The sequence below is a fragment of the Bradyrhizobium glycinis genome, from assembly GCF_016031655.1.
GTDB lineage: Bacteria > Pseudomonadota > Alphaproteobacteria > Rhizobiales > Xanthobacteraceae > Bradyrhizobium > Bradyrhizobium glycinis.
In genome coordinates, this window is sequence record NZ_JACCHQ010000006.1 from 53,277 (window position 1) to 69,118 (window position 15,842).

15 protein-coding genes are annotated in these 15,842 nt (G+C 65.6%); 7 read left to right on the forward strand and 8 right to left on the reverse strand.

The features are described from left to right. Positions 1 to 46 precede the first annotated feature (46 nt). On the forward strand, positions 47 to 1,042 hold the full coding sequence (gene dgcA, locus HZZ16_RS11765; protein ID WP_197948621.1) for an N-acetyl-D-Glu racemase DgcA: 996 nt from the start codon (positions 47 to 49) through the stop codon (positions 1,040 to 1,042). Here dgcA and HZZ16_RS11770 read toward each other — a convergent pair. Then, positions 1,012 to 2,208: an MFS transporter gene (locus tag HZZ16_RS11770; protein ID WP_197948622.1), complete on the reverse strand. Its 1,197-nt coding sequence runs from the start codon at positions 2,206 to 2,208 to the stop codon at positions 1,012 to 1,014. The two genes, dgcA and HZZ16_RS11770, sit on opposite strands and share 31 nt — an antisense overlap. Positions 2,209 to 2,283: 75 nt before the next feature. On the opposite strand from HZZ16_RS11770, the gene HZZ16_RS11775 reads away from it, so the two are divergent. Both HZZ16_RS11775 and HZZ16_RS11780 read left to right on the forward strand, forming a co-directional pair. Further along, the gene (locus HZZ16_RS11775; RefSeq protein WP_197948623.1) at positions 2,284 to 3,723 is read left to right on the forward strand and encodes a hypothetical protein; all 1,440 of its coding nucleotides are present in this window, start codon (positions 2,284 to 2,286) and stop codon (positions 3,721 to 3,723) included. A gap of 127 nt (positions 3,724 to 3,850) precedes the next feature. Next, entirely contained in the window at positions 3,851 to 4,204 is a 354-nt protein-coding gene (locus HZZ16_RS11780; protein WP_197948624.1) for an ADP-ribosylation/crystallin J1, read from the forward strand. Between the two features lie 10 nt (positions 4,205 to 4,214). Here HZZ16_RS11780 and HZZ16_RS11785 read toward each other — a convergent pair whose 3' ends face one another. Then, on the reverse strand, positions 4,215 to 4,574 hold the full coding sequence (locus HZZ16_RS11785; protein WP_197948774.1) for a hypothetical protein: 360 nt from the start codon (positions 4,572 to 4,574) through the stop codon (positions 4,215 to 4,217). A 137-nt stretch (positions 4,575 to 4,711) separates the two neighbouring features. Then, positions 4,712 to 5,155: an RbsD/FucU family protein gene (locus HZZ16_RS11790; protein WP_197948625.1), complete on the reverse strand. Its 444-nt coding sequence runs from the start codon at positions 5,153 to 5,155 to the stop codon at positions 4,712 to 4,714. Between the two features lie 166 nt (positions 5,156 to 5,321). Here HZZ16_RS11790 and HZZ16_RS11795 point away from each other — a divergent pair, with 166 nt between their 5' ends. Further along, positions 5,322 to 7,151 carry a caspase family protein gene (locus HZZ16_RS11795; RefSeq protein WP_197948626.1) on the forward strand — a complete coding sequence of 610 codons (1,830 nt, stop codon included), beginning with the start codon at positions 5,322 to 5,324 and terminating at the stop codon, positions 7,149 to 7,151. A gap of 341 nt (positions 7,152 to 7,492) precedes the next feature. Here the strand turns inward: HZZ16_RS11795 and HZZ16_RS11800 are convergent, their stop codons facing one another. From HZZ16_RS11800 to thiD, 4 genes are all read right to left on the reverse strand, one after another. Beyond that, the gene (locus HZZ16_RS11800; RefSeq protein WP_197948627.1) at positions 7,493 to 8,476 is read right to left on the reverse strand and encodes a threonine/serine dehydratase family protein; all 984 of its coding nucleotides are present in this window, start codon (positions 8,474 to 8,476) and stop codon (positions 7,493 to 7,495) included. A gap of 157 nt (positions 8,477 to 8,633) precedes the next feature. Further along, complete coding sequence (locus tag HZZ16_RS11805; protein WP_197948628.1) at positions 8,634 to 9,692, reverse strand: glycosyltransferase family 4 protein; 1,059 nt, start codon at positions 9,690 to 9,692, stop codon at positions 8,634 to 8,636. After that, complete coding sequence (locus HZZ16_RS11810; RefSeq protein ID WP_197948629.1) at positions 9,692 to 10,504, reverse strand: UDP-2,3-diacylglucosamine diphosphatase; 813 nt, start codon at positions 10,502 to 10,504, stop codon at positions 9,692 to 9,694. Before HZZ16_RS11810 ends, HZZ16_RS11805 begins: the two co-directional genes overlap by 1 nt. A gap of 273 nt (positions 10,505 to 10,777) precedes the next feature. Then, on the reverse strand, positions 10,778 to 11,578 hold the full coding sequence (gene thiD, locus HZZ16_RS11815; RefSeq protein ID WP_197948630.1) for a bifunctional hydroxymethylpyrimidine kinase/phosphomethylpyrimidine kinase: 801 nt from the start codon (positions 11,576 to 11,578) through the stop codon (positions 10,778 to 10,780). A gap of 321 nt (positions 11,579 to 11,899) precedes the next feature. Between thiD and HZZ16_RS11820 the strand changes: the two genes are divergently transcribed. Further along, positions 11,900 to 13,879, forward strand: a complete 1,980-nt coding sequence (locus HZZ16_RS11820) for a PAS domain S-box protein (RefSeq protein ID WP_197948631.1) — start codon at positions 11,900 to 11,902, stop codon at positions 13,877 to 13,879. A 102-nt stretch (positions 13,880 to 13,981) separates the two neighbouring features. Further along, entirely contained in the window at positions 13,982 to 14,227 is a 246-nt protein-coding gene (locus tag HZZ16_RS11825) for an Lrp/AsnC ligand binding domain-containing protein (protein WP_018642903.1), read from the forward strand. Positions 14,228 to 14,300: 73 nt separating this feature from the next. Here the strand turns inward: HZZ16_RS11825 and HZZ16_RS11830 are convergent, their stop codons facing one another. Next, on the reverse strand, positions 14,301 to 15,224 hold the full coding sequence (locus HZZ16_RS11830; protein WP_197948632.1) for a c-type cytochrome: 924 nt from the start codon (positions 15,222 to 15,224) through the stop codon (positions 14,301 to 14,303). 147 nt (positions 15,225 to 15,371) lie between these two features. On the opposite strand from HZZ16_RS11830, the gene HZZ16_RS11835 reads away from it, so the two are divergent. Next, the gene (locus tag HZZ16_RS11835) at positions 15,372 to 15,791 is read left to right on the forward strand and encodes a CHRD domain-containing protein (RefSeq protein WP_157280854.1); all 420 of its coding nucleotides are present in this window, start codon (positions 15,372 to 15,374) and stop codon (positions 15,789 to 15,791) included. Positions 15,792 to 15,842: the final 51 nt, after the last annotated feature.

A 15,842-nucleotide genomic window follows, 5' to 3' on the forward strand; every position in this document is an offset into this window, starting at 1 on the left:
AGTTGCTAGAGGTAACTAGCAGGTTCAGATTTCGCCAGAGTTCAAAATGACTTCCATGAAATTTGCAGCTTTGGCGGCGCGAATCGAGCGCTTCCCGATCGCCGGCAGTTTTACCATCAGTCGGGGCGCCAAGACCGAGGCCGTCGCGGTCGTGGCGGAGGTCAGCCGGGACGGCCTGACCGGCCGCGGCGAGTGCGTGCCCTATCCCCGCTACGGCGAGACGCCTGAGGCGACGCTGGCCGCGATCCAGGCCATGCAGGAGGCCGTCGCGGACGGGCTGACGCGAGAGGCCCTCCAGGCCGCCATGCCATCAGGCGCGGCCCGCAACGCCCTCGATTGCGCATTGATCGACCTCGAAGCCAAGGCGGCTGGCTTGCGCGCCTGGAAACTGCTGGGCCGCCCGGCGCCTCGGGAGCGCACCACGGCCTACACGATTTCGTTAGGCGATCCCGAGGCCATGGCCGCCGCGACCGCCAGGGCGGCACACCGTCCGCTGCTCAAGATCAAGCTCGGCGGCGACGGCGATCCCGAGCGCATCGCGGCCGTGCGCAAGGCCGCGCCCGAATCCGAGCTGATCGTCGATGCCAACGAGGCCTGGACCGAGGCCAATCTGGAAGCCAATCTCGCCGCCTGCGCCGCTTCCGGCGCCACCCTGGTGGAGCAGCCGCTGCCGGCAGGCCGCGACGAGGCGCTGGCGCGCATCAGGCGCCCGCTCGCCGTCTGCGCGGACGAGAGCGTGCATGACCGCTCTTCCCTCGCGCCCTTGCGCGAACGCTACGACGCCGTGAACATCAAGCTCGACAAGACCGGCGGCCTCTCCGAGGCGCTGGCCATGGCCGATGCTGCCCAGGCGCTCGGCTTCGAGATCATGATCGGCTGCATGGTCGCGACCTCGTTGTCGATGGCGCCGGCGATGCTGGTGACGCCGCAGGCGCGCTTCGTCGATCTCGACGGCCCCTTGCTGCTGGCGCGCGACCGCGACCATGGCCTGCGTTATGACGGCAGCCTGGTCTACCCGCCGGACGCTTCGCTCTGGGGCTGAGCCGTGAGGCGATGCCGCGCCGACCAGATCAGGATGGCACCGGCAGCGGCCATCGCGGCCATGACGTGATAGATATTGTCGCCGATGCGGGCATAGATCGCGCCGGACGCGATCGAGGTCGCCGCGCCCAGGAGCCCGTTGCAGGCGGCGTAATAGCCCTGCCCGCGCGCGATCTGATGCGAAGACACGCGCTGCACCAGGAGGTTCATGGTGCCGAGGATGGTCATGCCGAAGCTAAAGCCGTGGCCGAGCTGGGCGATCGCGAGCAGCACGAGCGGCGGCTCGCTCGCGGTGATGATCCAGCGCAGCACGGCGATCACGCCGCCGATCGCCATCAGCGTGGACGGCTGCAGCGAAAAGCGCGGCGACAGCGCGAACACGACGATCTCCGCCATCACGCCCAGCGTCCACAACACAGCGATGGTCAGCCCGCTGATGCCATGGAGCTGCCAGTCGATGGCCGAGAAGGTGTAGAAGGCGATGTGACTGCTCTGGATCAGCGCCGCCGACGCGATCACGGCCCAGAAGCCGGCATCACGCAGCAGCGGCTTGCCGGCGTGCCGCTCCGGCGTCCTCCGCCTGAGATCGTCGAGCGGCTGCAGCAGCAGGCTGGCTGCGACCGCGACGACGGCCCAGGCTACGATGACCCAGATCAGCTCGCGCGGAGCGACGACGTCGACGAGATAGCCGCAGGCGAGCGAGCCGGCGGCAAACGCCGCCGACCCCCACAGCCGCAGGGGTCCGTAGTCGAGCCCGTAGCGGGCGACACCGCGCAGCGCATAGGCATCGGTCAGCGGCATCGTCGGCGTCCACATCATGCAGGTCAGCGCGTAGATCAGGAACAGCGCCAGCGGCTGCTGCTGCAGGCCGACCGCCGTAAATCCGATCGCGGTTGCCAGCGCCGACACCATGATGGCGGCGCGAATGGCCTGTCGCTTTTCGGCAAAGGCGGTCACTTGCGGCAGCGTGGTGAAACGCGTGATCGCCGGCAGCGCGTTGATGATGCCGATCCAGGCCGCGTCGATGCCGATCGCCTTCAGCCAGACCGGGAAGAACGGCATATGCGTGCCCAGAACCGCAAAGAAGGCCGAATAGAACACGGCGAGGCTCACGGCGAATCGCCGCTTGGTCGCTGCCGCGATGGGGATTTGTGATTCGGACTGCATCAAACCAATTGCGATTCGGTCGATATCGTGATGATCGTTACAGTAACGCGCACTGATTTGCGCGACGAGATTGTCATGGCCAACGAAGCATTCGCCCTCTCGCCCATGTCTGCCCGCGCGGCCGCGCCGAACGAGCAGGATTACGAAGCGATCCGCGAAGCCTTCATGGAGACCGCGCGCGGCCGCTGGTTCCTCGGCGAGTATGCCAAGCGCAACCGCAATGCCGACACAAGCATGGTGCTGGATGCGGTCGCCAGAATCGAGGAAACCCTTGCGGCACAGCGGCAACCGGTCGTCGAGGACCGCTTGCCCGAGGCGCTGGTCGAGATCCGCCGCGCCATCCGCGAGGCTGAGACGATCGCATTCGCTGCATTCGATCCCGGCGCGATCGAGGCTTGTCTCGCGCCGATCCCGCGCGGGGTGCGCATCATCAAGGAGATCTCATGGCGCTGGCGCGAGATCGGCGCCGACGGGCGAATCTGCGACCTCATTGATTCGCAGCTGGCTTCGATCGAGGCCGCCTGCGGGCAGATCTCGACCCTCGATCCCCGCGTCGAGCTCAAGGCTGCGTTCGATCTGTTGAAGGACCGCGTCGAGCAGCTCGACGGCGACGCAACGCCGCAGGCCGCGCCCGCTGCGGCGCAGGAGGCGCCCTCATCGGTCGCAGAAGCCTCGCCCGTCGAGACGGCGCCTGCGGCGATGTCGGGCGATGCACCCGTGGCTTTTACGGAGACGCGCGAAGAGATCGCAGCAGCTCCGGAACTCGATGCAGCCGTCGAATCTGCGGCCGTCGCTGAAACCGCCGCCATGGCCGAGCAGGCGATCGACGCAGGCGCCGCACGGGAGATCGCGGCCGAAAGCCAGCTCCCTGCCGAAAGCGCGGTGCTCGAAAACGTCGCGTCTGATGATGCCGAGCTCGAAGCCGTCGCGTTTGAAGATCCGGCCGCTCAGCCGGAGGCCTTGACGGAAGCAAGCGATGAGTTCTCGCTCGATGCCGCTGCCGAGGCCGAGGACGAAGCCATCCTCGAGGCCATCGCGATGGAGATGGCCGCGCCCGATCCCCACTTCGACGAAATCATCGAGCCGGCGGAGATGGCAGCCGCGACGCCGGGGCCGGTGCCCTCGGATATCGTGACGCCGATTGCCACCGAGCATCCGGAGCCGGTCGCAGCCGAGCCGGTCGTCGCAGCCATCGCCGAAGAGCCCGCTGCGGACGCGCCGATCGCGCTGGACTCGCTCGCGCGCCTCACCGACGCCATCGCGGAAGCCGCCGCCGAAGTGATGGAGCAGCAGGCACCGGCCATGGCCGCGGCATCATTGGCGGCAGCTCCGACCGCGACGCTGCCGATGCCCTCGCCCCTGCCCGCGTCCAAGTCCGCATCCATGTCCGACGCCTCGCTCGGCGCCACCATCCTCGCCAGCGGCATCCTGCAAAAACCCCGCACACCGGCCAACGACCCGCTCGCCCCGATCCGCCGCATGACCCAGGCCGAGAAGATTGCGTTCTTCTCGTAAGGGGGCGCGCACGCTCCCACACCGTCATTGCGAGCGCAGCGAAGCAATCCAGGCTGTGTCCGCGGAGGGATTCTGGATTGCTTCGCTGCGCTCGCAATGACGATGCTTGATCTTGGACCTCACGAACATGTTCCGCACCGAAGACACCCTCATCCTCTGGCGGCCCGTTGGTCCAAAAGAGCTGGAGCTAATCCAGCAATCCGGCATGCGCGCATTTCCGCCGCGCCTGCCGGACCAGCCGATCTTCTATCCGGTGCTGACCGAAGATTACGCCATCAAGATCGCGCGCGACTGGAATGTCCCGGCGAGTGGCGCGGGCTTCGTGACGCGCTTTGCCGTCAAACGCAGCTTCATCGAAAAATACGACGTGCAAGAAGCGGGCGGGCGCTCACATCTGGAATACTGGATTCCGGCCGAGGACCTCGATGCGTTCAACGGCGCAATTGTCGGCTTGATCGAGGTCGTCCGCAGGTTTCCCTGACCGCCGCGCCTCACCCGCAATTCCAGATCGGACCGATCGGCGTGCGCGTCCAGCACGGGCCAAAACTGCCGCCGTTGTAGCGACCGCCGTTGAAGCCCGGGCGGCCGAAATAGTGCCACTCGCCGTCCCAGCGATAATATTGCGGAACCGGGTCGATGTACCAAGGGCGCCGGTCGGCGCGCGACAGGCGGCGCATCGCGTCTTTCTGCTTGTAGAGCGGAATGCTGTTGCTGAGCGGCTGCCGATAGCCCGGCAGAAAGCCGTAGCCCTTCCAGACCGGCTTGGCGCGCTTTTGCACGGGCTCGGCGGACGCGACAGCGGGCAGCAGCGACAGGACGACAGCAACAAAGAAACACAGAAGGCGAGACATGGATCGACGATAGACGCCCGCCTGCTCGAAGGCCACTCAAATTCGAGTGCTGGCAGATGGTCGCCGTGCGCGGGAGCATCGCACAGGATAACTCGGCGGCTCTGCATCAGGCGGTACGCCGATCGAACGCAGCTCCGCTAGCTGATCACGCCCTTGCGGATCAGGAAGCAGCCATAGCCCCTGCTGTCACCGACCTGCACCACGCCAAAGCCGGCCGCTGCCGCGCGATAGAAGTCGGGACGCGCGAGCTTGCCAGGTGCAACGGCGCGGCCAACAGCGCGCTCGATCTCCGCGAGCACCGCGCGCTGCACCACGGGCACGCGGTCGGGATCGTCGACCGGCATCATCACACGCACCGGATCGGGATCGAAATCGTCGAGCGGATAGACCGACATGATGGCGCGGATGGCGACCTCCATCGTCATGCCCGGCAATTGGATCAGGCGTTGCGACGAGGTGCTCTGCGCGATGCGGGTGGCGGGATGATTGGCATCGACGAAGACGAGGTCGTCGCCATGGCCCATCGCGGCGAGCAGCCAAAGCAAATCGGGGGTGAGGATCGGATCGATCGATTTCAGCATGTGACGGACTTCCCTCCCAATCGATCGCTCACCATAGCAGGTTCCGAGCGTGATTCAGATCACGGAGGCGACCATGGTGACAGGGATCACGGACCGCAAGGCTCGAACGCGGCCAAGCTTGCGCGCAACCAATCTCGCATCGAGATGAGTGCCAAAGGAGCACGCCATGTTCCGCCTAAAGCCCTTCTTCATGACAGCGAGCCTGTTGGGAAGCCTGTTCGGCTTCGCCTGCGGGCCCGTTTCCGCGCAAGTTGCCCCGGTGCAGCCTGCCCCCACCGCGCTGCAAGGTCCGGAGCAGCGGGTGGCGCTGGTGATCGGCAATGCGAAGTACCAGAACGCGCCGCAGCTTGCGAACCCCGACGATGACGCGCAGTCAATGGCGCAGTTCCTGAACTCCGCCGGGTTCGAAGTGGTCGCCGCGACCGACTTGACCCAGAACGACATGCTCCGCGTCGTCCAGGACTTTTCCGCCAAGGTCGCCTCGCGCGGTCCGAACACGGTGGCGATGGTCTATTACGCCGGCCACGGCGTGCAGCTCGCCGGCGAGAACTATCTCGTTCCGGTCGACGCCAAGGTCTCGAGCCCGACCGAGCTCGTCAACAATTCGCTGCGCCTCGTCGACGTGATGTCGACGCTGGAGACGATCCCGAGCCGCATGCGCATCGTCATCCTCGATGCCTGCCGCAACAACCCGTTCCCTGAAGTCAACGACGCCGGCCGAGGCCTTGCCATCGTAGATGCGCCGAACGGCTCGATCGTCGGCTACTCGACCGCGCCGGGCACTGAGGCGCTCGACGGCACCAATGGTCACAGCCCCTACACGCAAGCGTTCCTGAACATCGCGCGCGAGCCCAACGTGCCGATCGAGCAGCTGTTCAAGCGCGTGCGTCTGCAGGTCAACCAGGCCACCAGCGGCGCGCAGATCCCGTGGGAGAGCTCGTCACTGACGAGCGACTTCACCTTCTTCGGCGACACTGCAATTGCCGCCACACGCGCGCCGGTGAATGCGCCGGTCGTGCAGATGGCTTCCAATCTGCCGAGCCGCTCGACGCGCCAGGCCTATGATTACGTCGTGTCCGAAGGCCGTCCGGAATATTATCAGGAGTTCATCCAGATGTATCCGCACGACCCGCTGTGCGACCACATCCGCTGGCTGCTCAAGAACCTCCTGATCTCGCAGGCCTGGCACAAGGCGGTGCTCGCCAACTCGCCGCTCGCCTACAAGAGCTTCTATGACAGCTACGGCAACAGCCCCTATGCGCAGGTCGCGCTGAAGCTGCAGGCGCAGCCGAAGCAGATCCCCCTGATGCAGGCGACCAAGTTCCTGGCGCCGCAGAACATCGCTCCGACGATCAAGATCGGCAATCTCGGCCAGCCCAAATACATGCCGCTCATGCAGCAGGGCAACGGCGCGCAGGTGAACGGCAATCTGCCGCTCGTCCAGAAGCCGCTCGACGGCAACGTCATCGGCAAGCTCGGCAATGGCGGCCAGATCGTTACCCCGCCTGCCGGCAACAACCAGCCGAACCAGCAGAACGGCACGCCGTCGCAGCCCCCGGGCAAGATCGTCACCCTGCCCGCGCCGACCAATACCATCAACGGCAAGGTCGGCATCGGCAAGATCGTGACGCTGCCTGCGACCAACAATCCGCAGAACGGCGGCAACAATACCGGCACACCCAACGGTGTTCCGCCCAAAATCGTGAGCATGCCGGTGAATGTCGGTAAAGGCGGCGACAAGATCGACGTGAAGCCGATCAACGTTCAGACGCAGAACCAGCCGATCCGCGTCAACAACGGCAACACCGGCATCGTGAAGCCCAACAATATCCCGATCAACAAGGTGCAAGTACAGACTAACGTGCAGACCAACCGTCCGCAGCTCAACACGATGCCGAACCGCATGGTCAACAGCAACAACAGCTTCCGGCAGTCGATGAACCAGGCGCCCAGCATGAGCAATGGCGGCAACCGTCGCGGCGGCTTCATGCACTGATTGCCGCTAAGAAGGTGCGCTCCCTCCCCCGCTTGCGGGGGAGGGCTGGGGAGAGGGTCTCTCCACAACGGGACAATCCCCAACAGGAAAAAGCCCTCACCCGGCACTGCGTGCCGACCTCTCCCGCAAGCGGGAGAGGTTGCACCGAGCAAGCGTAGAGTTCGATCTCAAGATCGACAAACACAAGAAGGGGCAGAAGCGATATTGCTCTCCCCCTTCTTCATGTCAGCTATTAGACGTCGTCATTCCGGGATGCGCCGTAAGGCGCAGGCCCGGAATCCATAATCCCAGGCTGTGGTTATGGATTCCGGGCCCACGCTACGCGTGCCACGGAATGACGACTAGGCCACCAGCTCGGCGAACAGGTCGGCATCCACATTGCCGCCTGACAGCACGATGACGACGTTCTTGCCGGCCACATCAAGGCGGCCCGCAAGCAGCGCGGCGAGGCCAACGGCGCCGCCGGGCTCCACCACGAGCTTCAGCTCACGATAGGCGAAGGCGACGGCCGCGCCGACTTCGGCATCGGAAGCCGTGATGCCGCGCGCGAGCAGCTTGCTGTTGATCGCAAACGTCATCTCGCCGGGCATCAGAGCCATCAGCGCATCGCAGATGGTGCGGCCGGCCGGCGGATGCGGCTCGCGATGGCCTGCGCTGAGTGAAATGCCGTGATCGTCGAACGCCTCGGGCTCGGCGACCACGATCTCGGCTTGCGGATAGCGCGCCTTCACCGCCGTGGCGACGCCCGCGATCAGGCCGCCGCCGGAGGCCGGCGCCACCACGATGTCCGGGCTGAGGCCGAGCGTTGCCATGTCCTCGGCGATCTCGCGGCCGGCGGTGCCCTGCCCTGCGATCACGAAGGGATCGTCGTAGGGCTTGACCAGCGTCGCGCCGCGCTTCTCGGCGATGCCGCGCGAAATCGCCTCGCGGTCGTCCTTGTCGCGGTCGTACAGCACGACCTCGGCGCCGTAGGATTTTGTGCGCTCGCGCTTCGACAGCGGGGCGTCCGCCGGCATCACGATGGTGGCCTGCATGTCCAGGATCTTTGCCGCCGCCGCCACGCCCTGCGCGTGGTTGCCGGAGGAGAACGCAACGACGCCGCCGGCGCGCTTGTCCTGCGGGATCGAGAACACCTTGTTGAAGGCGCCGCGGAACTTGAACGAGCCGGTGCGCTGAAGCATCTCCGGCTTCAAGAACACTTTCGCACCGACGCGCTCGTTGAGCACGGGGAAGGATAACAGCGGGGTGCGGATGGCGTAAGGCGCGATCACGCGCGCTGCGGCATCGATGTCGGCAGGGCCGACCGGAAGGGCCTGTTCGGTCATGGCGGAATGTTATCGCGGCCGATCAGGCCCCGGCAAGACACCTCCGCGAGAGGATTTCCCCCATAGCGTTTCAAGCGAAGTGGATCCCGGTTCGCGTGAAGAAAACGCGTCAAAACAAGAATCTAGAGCTATTTCGATCCATCGGATCGAGATAGCTCTAGGCGACCTCGCGCGGCTGTTCCGCGCCGGTCCGGCCGGGCAGCACCGCCCCGACCGCCAAAATGCTGTCGATAAAGAGCCGCGCCGAGGCTTCCCAGGTGTAATTGGCGGCAAAGGCAACGCAATCCTGCCGGGAGATGTCGAGCGCCGCGAAGCAGGCATCGCGCAGATCGTGATCGAGCGCGCCGACCGGCGCATCGCCGATGACGTCGCGGGGACCCTTCACGGGGAAGGCCGCGACCGGCAGGCCGCTAGCCAGCGCCTCCAGCAGGACCAGACCGAAGGTGTCCGTCTTGCTCGGGAACACGAACACATCCGCGGCCGCGTAGATGGCCCCCAGTTCGTCGCCGTGCTTCTCGCCGAGGAAGATCGCATCGGGATAGGCTTCTTCCAGCGAGGCGCGCGCCGGGCCGTCGCCGACGACCACCTTGGTGCCGGGCAGGTCGAGGTCGAGGAACGCCTCGAGATTCTTCTCAACTGCGACGCGGCCGACCGACAGGAACACGGGCGCCGGCAGGCAGAGATCAACGACGCGGGGGTGGAACAACGTGGTGTCCACGCCGCGCGGCCACAGCACGACATTGTCGAAGCTGCGCTCGGTCAGTTCGCGTGCGAGCGCCGGCGTCGCGGCCATCACGGCGCGGCTGGCGCTGTGGAAGCGCCGCAGCGCCCGCCAGATCAGCGAGCCCGGCACCGGCACGCGGGCGCGGACATATTCGGGAAAGCGGGTATGGAAGCTGGTCGTGAACGGCAGCTTGCGCTGGCGGCAATAGCGGCGGACCATCAGGCCGATCGGCCCTTCGGTCGCGATGTGGATGCTGTCGGGACGCGCCTCCTCGATCAGCCTCGCGATTCGCGCCGGACGCGGCATGGCGAGGCGCACGTCGCGATAGCTCGGCATCGCGAAGGTGCGGAACGATTGCGGCGTCAGGAACGTGAACTCGACGCCGAGCCCTTCAATGCTAAGCCCTTTTGCAGCGTCAGCCAGCTTGGTCAGCGTCCGAACCACACCGTTGACTTGCGGGTGCCAGGCGTCGGTCGCGACCAGAATGCGCATCAGGCCGCCCTTGCCGCGACCTGTGGCACCTGCTCCGGTTTCCGCAACTGATCCGCCCAGGTAATGATCTCGAAATGACCGTCGTCATGCTCGACCAGGGCGGTGCAGCTCTCCACCCAGTCGCCGCAATTCATGTAGCGGATGCCGTCCTCGTCGCGGATCACGGCGTAGTGGATGTGGCCGCAGATCACGCCGTCGGCCTCGTGACGCCGTGCCTCGGCGGCGAGCGCCTGCTCGAACGCGCCGATATAGTTGACTGCGTTCTTGACCTTCTGCTTGGCCCATTGCGACAGCGACCAATAGGGCACGCCGAACAGCCGGCGGAAGAAGTTGACCAGGCGGTTCATCTGGATCGCGAAGTCGTAGGCCTTGTCGCCGAGATGGGCGAGCCAGCGCGCGTTCTGCACCACGAGATCGAAGATGTCGCCGTGAATGACGAGATAGCGCTTGCCGTCGGCGCCGGTGTGAACCGTGTTCTCGACCACGTCGATGCCGCCGAAATGCGTGCCGTAATAGTTGCGCAGGAACTCGTCGTGATTGCCCGGAATGTAGATGATCTTGGCGCCCTTGCGCGCCTTGCGCAAAAGCTTCTGGACGAGATCGTTATGCGATTGCGGCCAGTGCCAGCTCGATTTCAGCGCCCAACCGTCGACGATGTCGCCGACGAGATAGATCGTGTCGGCATCATGGTAGCGCAGGAAGTCGAGCAGAAGATCGGCTTGTGAACCGCGGGCTCCGAGATGGACGTCGGAGATGAACAACGTGCGAAAGCGCCGCTCCGGGCTCTCGTCACTCACATCGTAACTTCCCATGCGCCAGCCTGTAACAATGTCCCGTGACAGGGGGATGACCGATTGAACCCTTGAGGCACCTTCAAATACGAATCACGCCTTGCCTCGCCCTCCCGCGAATATCAGTCGCATGCGACAATCAGGCGACATGGCGCCGCAGGGGGCGCAAGACCCCAAAAAGGCCAAGTTGAACTCTTACCCTCCCCTGGAGGGGCCCTGGAGGGGGAGGGTGAACTAGCCCTACGCAGGTGGCGCTGAACAGATGAACGGCTACGCTTCCGCAGGGCCCCCGCCTCAATAGAACTTGTGGAAATGATGGATCGGCCCATGGCCGTGGCCGACGCTGAAGCGGTCGGCGGCGGCGATCGCGGCGCTGATCCAGGCCTTGGCGTTGCGGACGGCGGCCTCGAGGTCCTCGCCCTTGGCCAGCCCCGCCGCGATGGCGGAGGACAGCGAGCAACCGGTGCCATGGGTGTTGCGGGTGGCCACGCGCGGGGCGGCGAGCGCGATCGCAGTCTCGGCAGTGACGAGATAGTCGATGCTTTCGGCGCCCTCGCCGTGCCCGCCCTTGATCAGGACGGCGCGGCACCCCAGCCGCAGCAGGCGTCGTCCCTGACGTTCGATTTCGGCCTCGCTCGCCGCCACCGGCGCATCGAGCAGGGCCGCAGCCTCCGGCAGGTTCGGTGTGATCACGGCAGCCAGCGGTATCAGCCTGGTGCGCAGGGCGTCGACGGCTTCAGCGGCAAGCAGGCGGTCGCCGGAGGTCGCCACCATGACGGGATCGAGCACGACATGCCGGGGCGACCAGCGTGACAGCGCGGCCGCGATGGCATCGATGCTGGCGGCCTGGGCCACCATGCCGATCTTCACCGCACCAATGTCGAGGTCGCAGAACACCGCGTCGATCTGCTCGGTGACGAACCCGGCCGGCACCGCGTGAATGCCGGTCACGCCGCGCGTGTTCTGCGCTGTCAGCGCCGTGATCACGGAGGCGCCGTAGACGCCGAGCGCGGCGAAGGTCTTCAGGTCCGCCTGGATGCCGGCGCCGCCGCTCGAATCGGAACCGGCGATGGTGAGTGCGACCGGGGTCGTCATCGCGGGAGACATGTGCTTGAGGACGCCGTCATGGCCTGTCCTAGCGCGACCGTGGAACGCCAGCAAGCGCGCCGGAACGCCGCCAAGCGTGATTCGGGAATCAATTGCGCGCCTCGCGAATCGGTCGGACACAGCGCGGTCCAGGGCCCGCAATGATGCGGGCTTGAAAATGCAACGGCGCCGGACCCTTGGTATAGTCGCGTACCTAAGCGTGCTTCGCCGGTTACGCGAGACGTCAGGTGGTGGAACCGTCCAGCGCCCCCATGTTACGGGTCGCCCCGGCCCCGCAAGCCGCCTGAACAAGATTCCTGGGGTGGAACGATGTGGGCCTTCTTCGAACGTCTCCTCGACTCGTCCATGCTGTCGCCGCACGGCATCTGCCTGTTGTGGGAGCCCGAGCTGATCTGGCTTCACGTCGTTTCCGACGCCTGCATTGCCGCCGCCTATTTCTCGATCCCGTTCGCCCTCGCCATCCTCGTCACCAGGCGGCGCGACCTCAAGTTCGGCTGGGTCTACTGGGCGTTCGCGATCTTCATCTTGGCGTGCGGCCTGACCCATGTGCTGTCGATCTACACGCTCTGGGTTCCGATCTATGGCATCGAGGGCATTGTCAAGGCCGCCACGGCGGTCGCGTCGGTCTTCACCGCCGCCGCACTCTGGCCGCTGCTGCCGAAGATCCTGACGATCCCCTCGCCGTTCGAGCTGCGACAGGTGCAGGCCGCGCTCGAGGAGGAGGAAATCAAGAGCCGCGACGCCACGCTGCTGCTGCAGCAGGTCCGCGACGCCCAGCGCGCGATGCGCGAGAGCGTGGCGCGCCTCACCGCGATCGTCGAGACCGCGGTCGACGGCGTCATCCTGCTCGATGCGCAGGACCGCATCCTGCTGTTCAATCCGGCCTGCGAGCGCTTGTTCGGCTACCGTGCCGACGAGGTGATGAACCGCAACGTCGGCATGCTGATGCCCGAGGCGGACGCGGCGCCCGACCGCAAGGCGCGGCGTTTCGCGACCGGCGGCGAGGCCGTCGGCCTGCGCAAGGACGGCACGACGTTTCCGATGGATTTGTCGGTCGGCGAGGCACGACAGGACGGCGAATTGATCTTCGTCGGCATCGTCCACGACCTGACCGCGCGCAAGCTGACCGAGCAGCAGCTTCAGCAGGCGCAGAAGATGGAGACGGTCGGCCAGCTCTCCGGCGGCATCGCGCACGACTTCAACAATCTGCTGACCGTCATCATCGGCAATGCCGAGCACCTGAGCGAGCAGCTGAAGGCGAGGCCGGACCTCGGGCGCTTTGCCGACGACATCTGCCAATCGGGCGAACGGGGCGCCGAGCTGACGCAGCGCCTGCTCGCCTTCAGCCGCCGCCAATTGCTGCGGCCTCAGACGATCGACTGCCGGAGCCTGCTCGACTCCATGTTCAAGCTGCTCAAGCGCACCTTGCGCGAAGACATCGAGATCAGGACGACCTCGGGGCCCGGCACGATCCTGGCCTTTGCCGACCGCGCCCAGCTCGAATCCGCCGTGCTCAATCTCGCGCTCAACGCGCAGGATGCCATGCCATCGGGAGGCCACCTCACGCTGGCCACGGAGCTGGTCACGATCGACGCTGATGACGGTGCCCTTCATCCGGAGGTCGCACCCGGCAGCTACGCCCTGATCGCGGTCACCGACGACGGCGAAGGCATGACGCCCGAGGTCGCCGCACGCGCGTTCGAGCCGTTCTTCACCACCAAGGAGGTCGGCAAGGGCTCGGGCCTCGGCCTCAGCATGGTCTATGGCTTTGCAAAGCAGTCAGGCGGCCATGTCTCGATCTACAGCGAGGCTGGCCTTGGGACCACGGTCAGGATCTACCTGCCGCGCGCGAGCACCGGCAGGTCGCAAGCCGATCTTCCCGACGGCGAGGACACGGCGCCGCGAGGCTACGAAACGATCCTGATCGTCGAGGACGATCCGTTCGTCCGCTCCTCCGTCATTCGCAGGGTGGAAGCGCTCGGATATCGCGTCGTCGCCGCGGTCAACGGCAAGGATGCCTTGCAGCAGCTGCAGGGCGATCCCGGCATCGACTTGCTGTTCACCGATATCGTGATGCCGGGCGGCATGAGCGGCTGGGAGCTCGCCGATCAGGCGCGGCGGGTGCTTCCCGGCTTGCCGGTCCTGTTCACCTCGGGCTACGCGCTGGAGACCCTGGTCGAGCAGGGCCGCGCGCAGGCGCATGCGATCGTGCTGACCAAGCCCTACCGCAAGGTCGAGCTCGCCCAGCGCCTGAGGGATGCATTGGCCGCAGCAGTGGTCCCATCCTAGCATCGCGCCCGAATGCGCTTCGGGCAGTCCAGCAAGTTCGCTTGCTAAATCCGGCCGGTTTTGGCCTATTAGCCAGAAGAATCCGCTTTCGGAGTGCCTGCGATGGTTCCTTTTTTCGTTCAAATCAAGTGCAAGCTCGGCCAATCCTATACGGTGGCCAATGCGCTTGCCGAAGCCGAGATCGCCTCCGAGATCTACTCCACGGCCGGCCAATACGACCTCCTGGTGAAGTTCTACGTCGACAAGGATACCGATATCGGCCACTTCGTGAATGAGAAGGTGCAGGTGCTGCCGGGCATCCAGGACACCCTCACCATCATCACCTTCAAGGCATTCGGCACGGGCTAGATCATGCGCATAACAACGACCGACGCGCGTTGATGATTGGTCGGTCTGCGATCGCGCTTGGGCGCCGGCAGCGCTAGCCGCCCTCCTTGCGCTTGGGCGGTGTCGGTCCCTGCACCGGCGGCAGCGACTTCAGATAGGCGGCCATCGCGGCGCGGTCTTCCGCCGTCAGTTGCGCCAGATTCTTGATCACCGGCCGCATCGCGCCCGAAGCGCTGTCGCCCTCGGGCATGTCGCCGGTCTCGAGAAAATCCGCGATATCCTTCTCGCTCCAGCTGCCGATGCCCTGCTGCGTGATGTTGGGCACCCAGCCCTCCCCTTCCGGATTGGGCCCACCGGCAAAGCGCTGGCCGGCGATGATGCCGCCGAGCGCATTGCGCGGGCTGTGGCATTCGGCGCAATGACCGAAACCGTTCACCAGATAGGCTCCGCGATTCCATTGCGGCGAGCGCGTGGCGTCCGCGACGAACGGCGCGGTGTCCATGAACAGCAGCTTCCAGATGCCGACATTGCGGCGGATGTTGAACGGAAACGGCAGCGCGTGGTCGCCCACTCTGCCGGATACCGGCGGAAGCGTCTTCAGATAGGCGAAGAGATCGCGGACGTCGTCGATGCTGGCCAGATGATAGGACGTGTAGGGAAACGCGGGGAAATAGTGCGTGCCCGCGGGCGAGATGCCGCGCATCACGGCGTTGACGAAATCAGCCTCACTCCAGCGGCCGATCCCGTCAGCCGGGTCGGGGGAAATATTGGGGGCGTAGAACGTCCCGAACGGCGAGCCCAGCGCCAGTCCGCCGCCGAGCCGCAGGCGATCGGACTGATTGGGGGTAGCATGACAGGACGAGCAGCCGCCGGCGTTGAACAGCTCCTGCCCGTTGGCGAGATCGGGGGTGCGTGTCGGCGCCGGCACAGCCAGCACGGCTGGGGCGGTCAACCACCAATAGAGGGCGAACGCCGCGGCAGCGGCGATCAGGGCGGCAAGAAGCGTTCGTCGCAGCATTCGATGATTCCATCGTGAGCGCGCGAACTTAAGGGGCATGCCGCGCCCGATCCAACCACGAATAATTTAGACGGCCGGGCTGTAATGCCGGAATAAACCGCACGACGCACTGTTTGAAGAGCAATCAGGCGTCAACAGGAGAGACCCATGACCAAAGCCGTTTTTGCCACACTGGTACTCGGAGCTGCCGTTGCGTTCGCCGCCCCGGCCGGCGCGGAGAAACTGAAGGCGACGCTGGACGGCAAATCCGAAGTCCCCGCCAACACCAGCAGCGCCACCGGAACGGCCGACCTGGACTATGACGCTGCCAGCAAGAAGCTGTCCTGGACCGTCACCTATTCCGGTCTCTCGGGCCCCGCCACCGCCGCGCATTTCCACGGGCCTGCCGAAGCCGGCAAGAACGCCGGCGTCGCGGTCCCGATCCCGAATGCAGCCTCGAGCCCGGTCAAGGGCGAAGCCACCCTCACGGACGCGCAGGCCGCCGATCTGCTCGGCGGCAAGTACTACATCAACATCCATACCGCCGCGAACCCGGGCGGCGAGATCCGCGGTCAGGTGACGAAGTAAAGCGAAAACGCTGTTTCGTTGAGCGAAGGCCGGACGCAGGAGGGGCGTCCG

Bases quoted from the DNA above. Each gene is read 5' to 3' on its own strand.
- dgcA (WP_197948621.1), top strand. From the start codon at position 47: ATGACTTCCATGAAATTTGCAGCTTTGGCGGCGCGAATCGAGCGCTTC.
- HZZ16_RS11770 (WP_197948622.1), bottom strand. From the start codon at position 2,208: ATGCAGTCCGAATCACAAATCCCCATCGCGGCAGCGACCAAGCGGCGA.
- HZZ16_RS11775 (WP_197948623.1), top strand. From the start codon at position 2,284: ATGGCCAACGAAGCATTCGCCCTCTCGCCCATGTCTGCCCGCGCGGCC.
- HZZ16_RS11780 (WP_197948624.1), top strand. From the start codon at position 3,851: ATGTTCCGCACCGAAGACACCCTCATCCTCTGGCGGCCCGTTGGTCCA.
- HZZ16_RS11785 (WP_197948774.1), bottom strand. From the start codon at position 4,574: ATGTCTCGCCTTCTGTGTTTCTTTGTTGCTGTCGTCCTGTCGCTGCTG.
- HZZ16_RS11790 (WP_197948625.1), bottom strand. From the start codon at position 5,155: ATGCTGAAATCGATCGATCCGATCCTCACCCCCGATTTGCTTTGGCTG.
- HZZ16_RS11795 (WP_197948626.1), top strand. From the start codon at position 5,322: ATGTTCCGCCTAAAGCCCTTCTTCATGACAGCGAGCCTGTTGGGAAGC.
- HZZ16_RS11800 (WP_197948627.1), bottom strand. From the start codon at position 8,476: ATGACCGAACAGGCCCTTCCGGTCGGCCCTGCCGACATCGATGCCGCA.
- HZZ16_RS11805 (WP_197948628.1), bottom strand. From the start codon at position 9,692: ATGCGCATTCTGGTCGCGACCGACGCCTGGCACCCGCAAGTCAACGGT.
- HZZ16_RS11810 (WP_197948629.1), bottom strand. From the start codon at position 10,504: ATGGGAAGTTACGATGTGAGTGACGAGAGCCCGGAGCGGCGCTTTCGC.
- thiD (WP_197948630.1), bottom strand. From the start codon at position 11,578: ATGACGACCCCGGTCGCACTCACCATCGCCGGTTCCGATTCGAGCGGC.
- HZZ16_RS11820 (WP_197948631.1), top strand. From the start codon at position 11,900: ATGTGGGCCTTCTTCGAACGTCTCCTCGACTCGTCCATGCTGTCGCCG.
- HZZ16_RS11825 (WP_018642903.1), top strand. From the start codon at position 13,982: ATGGTTCCTTTTTTCGTTCAAATCAAGTGCAAGCTCGGCCAATCCTAT.
- HZZ16_RS11830 (WP_197948632.1), bottom strand. From the start codon at position 15,224: ATGCTGCGACGAACGCTTCTTGCCGCCCTGATCGCCGCTGCCGCGGCG.
- HZZ16_RS11835 (WP_157280854.1), top strand. From the start codon at position 15,372: ATGACCAAAGCCGTTTTTGCCACACTGGTACTCGGAGCTGCCGTTGCG.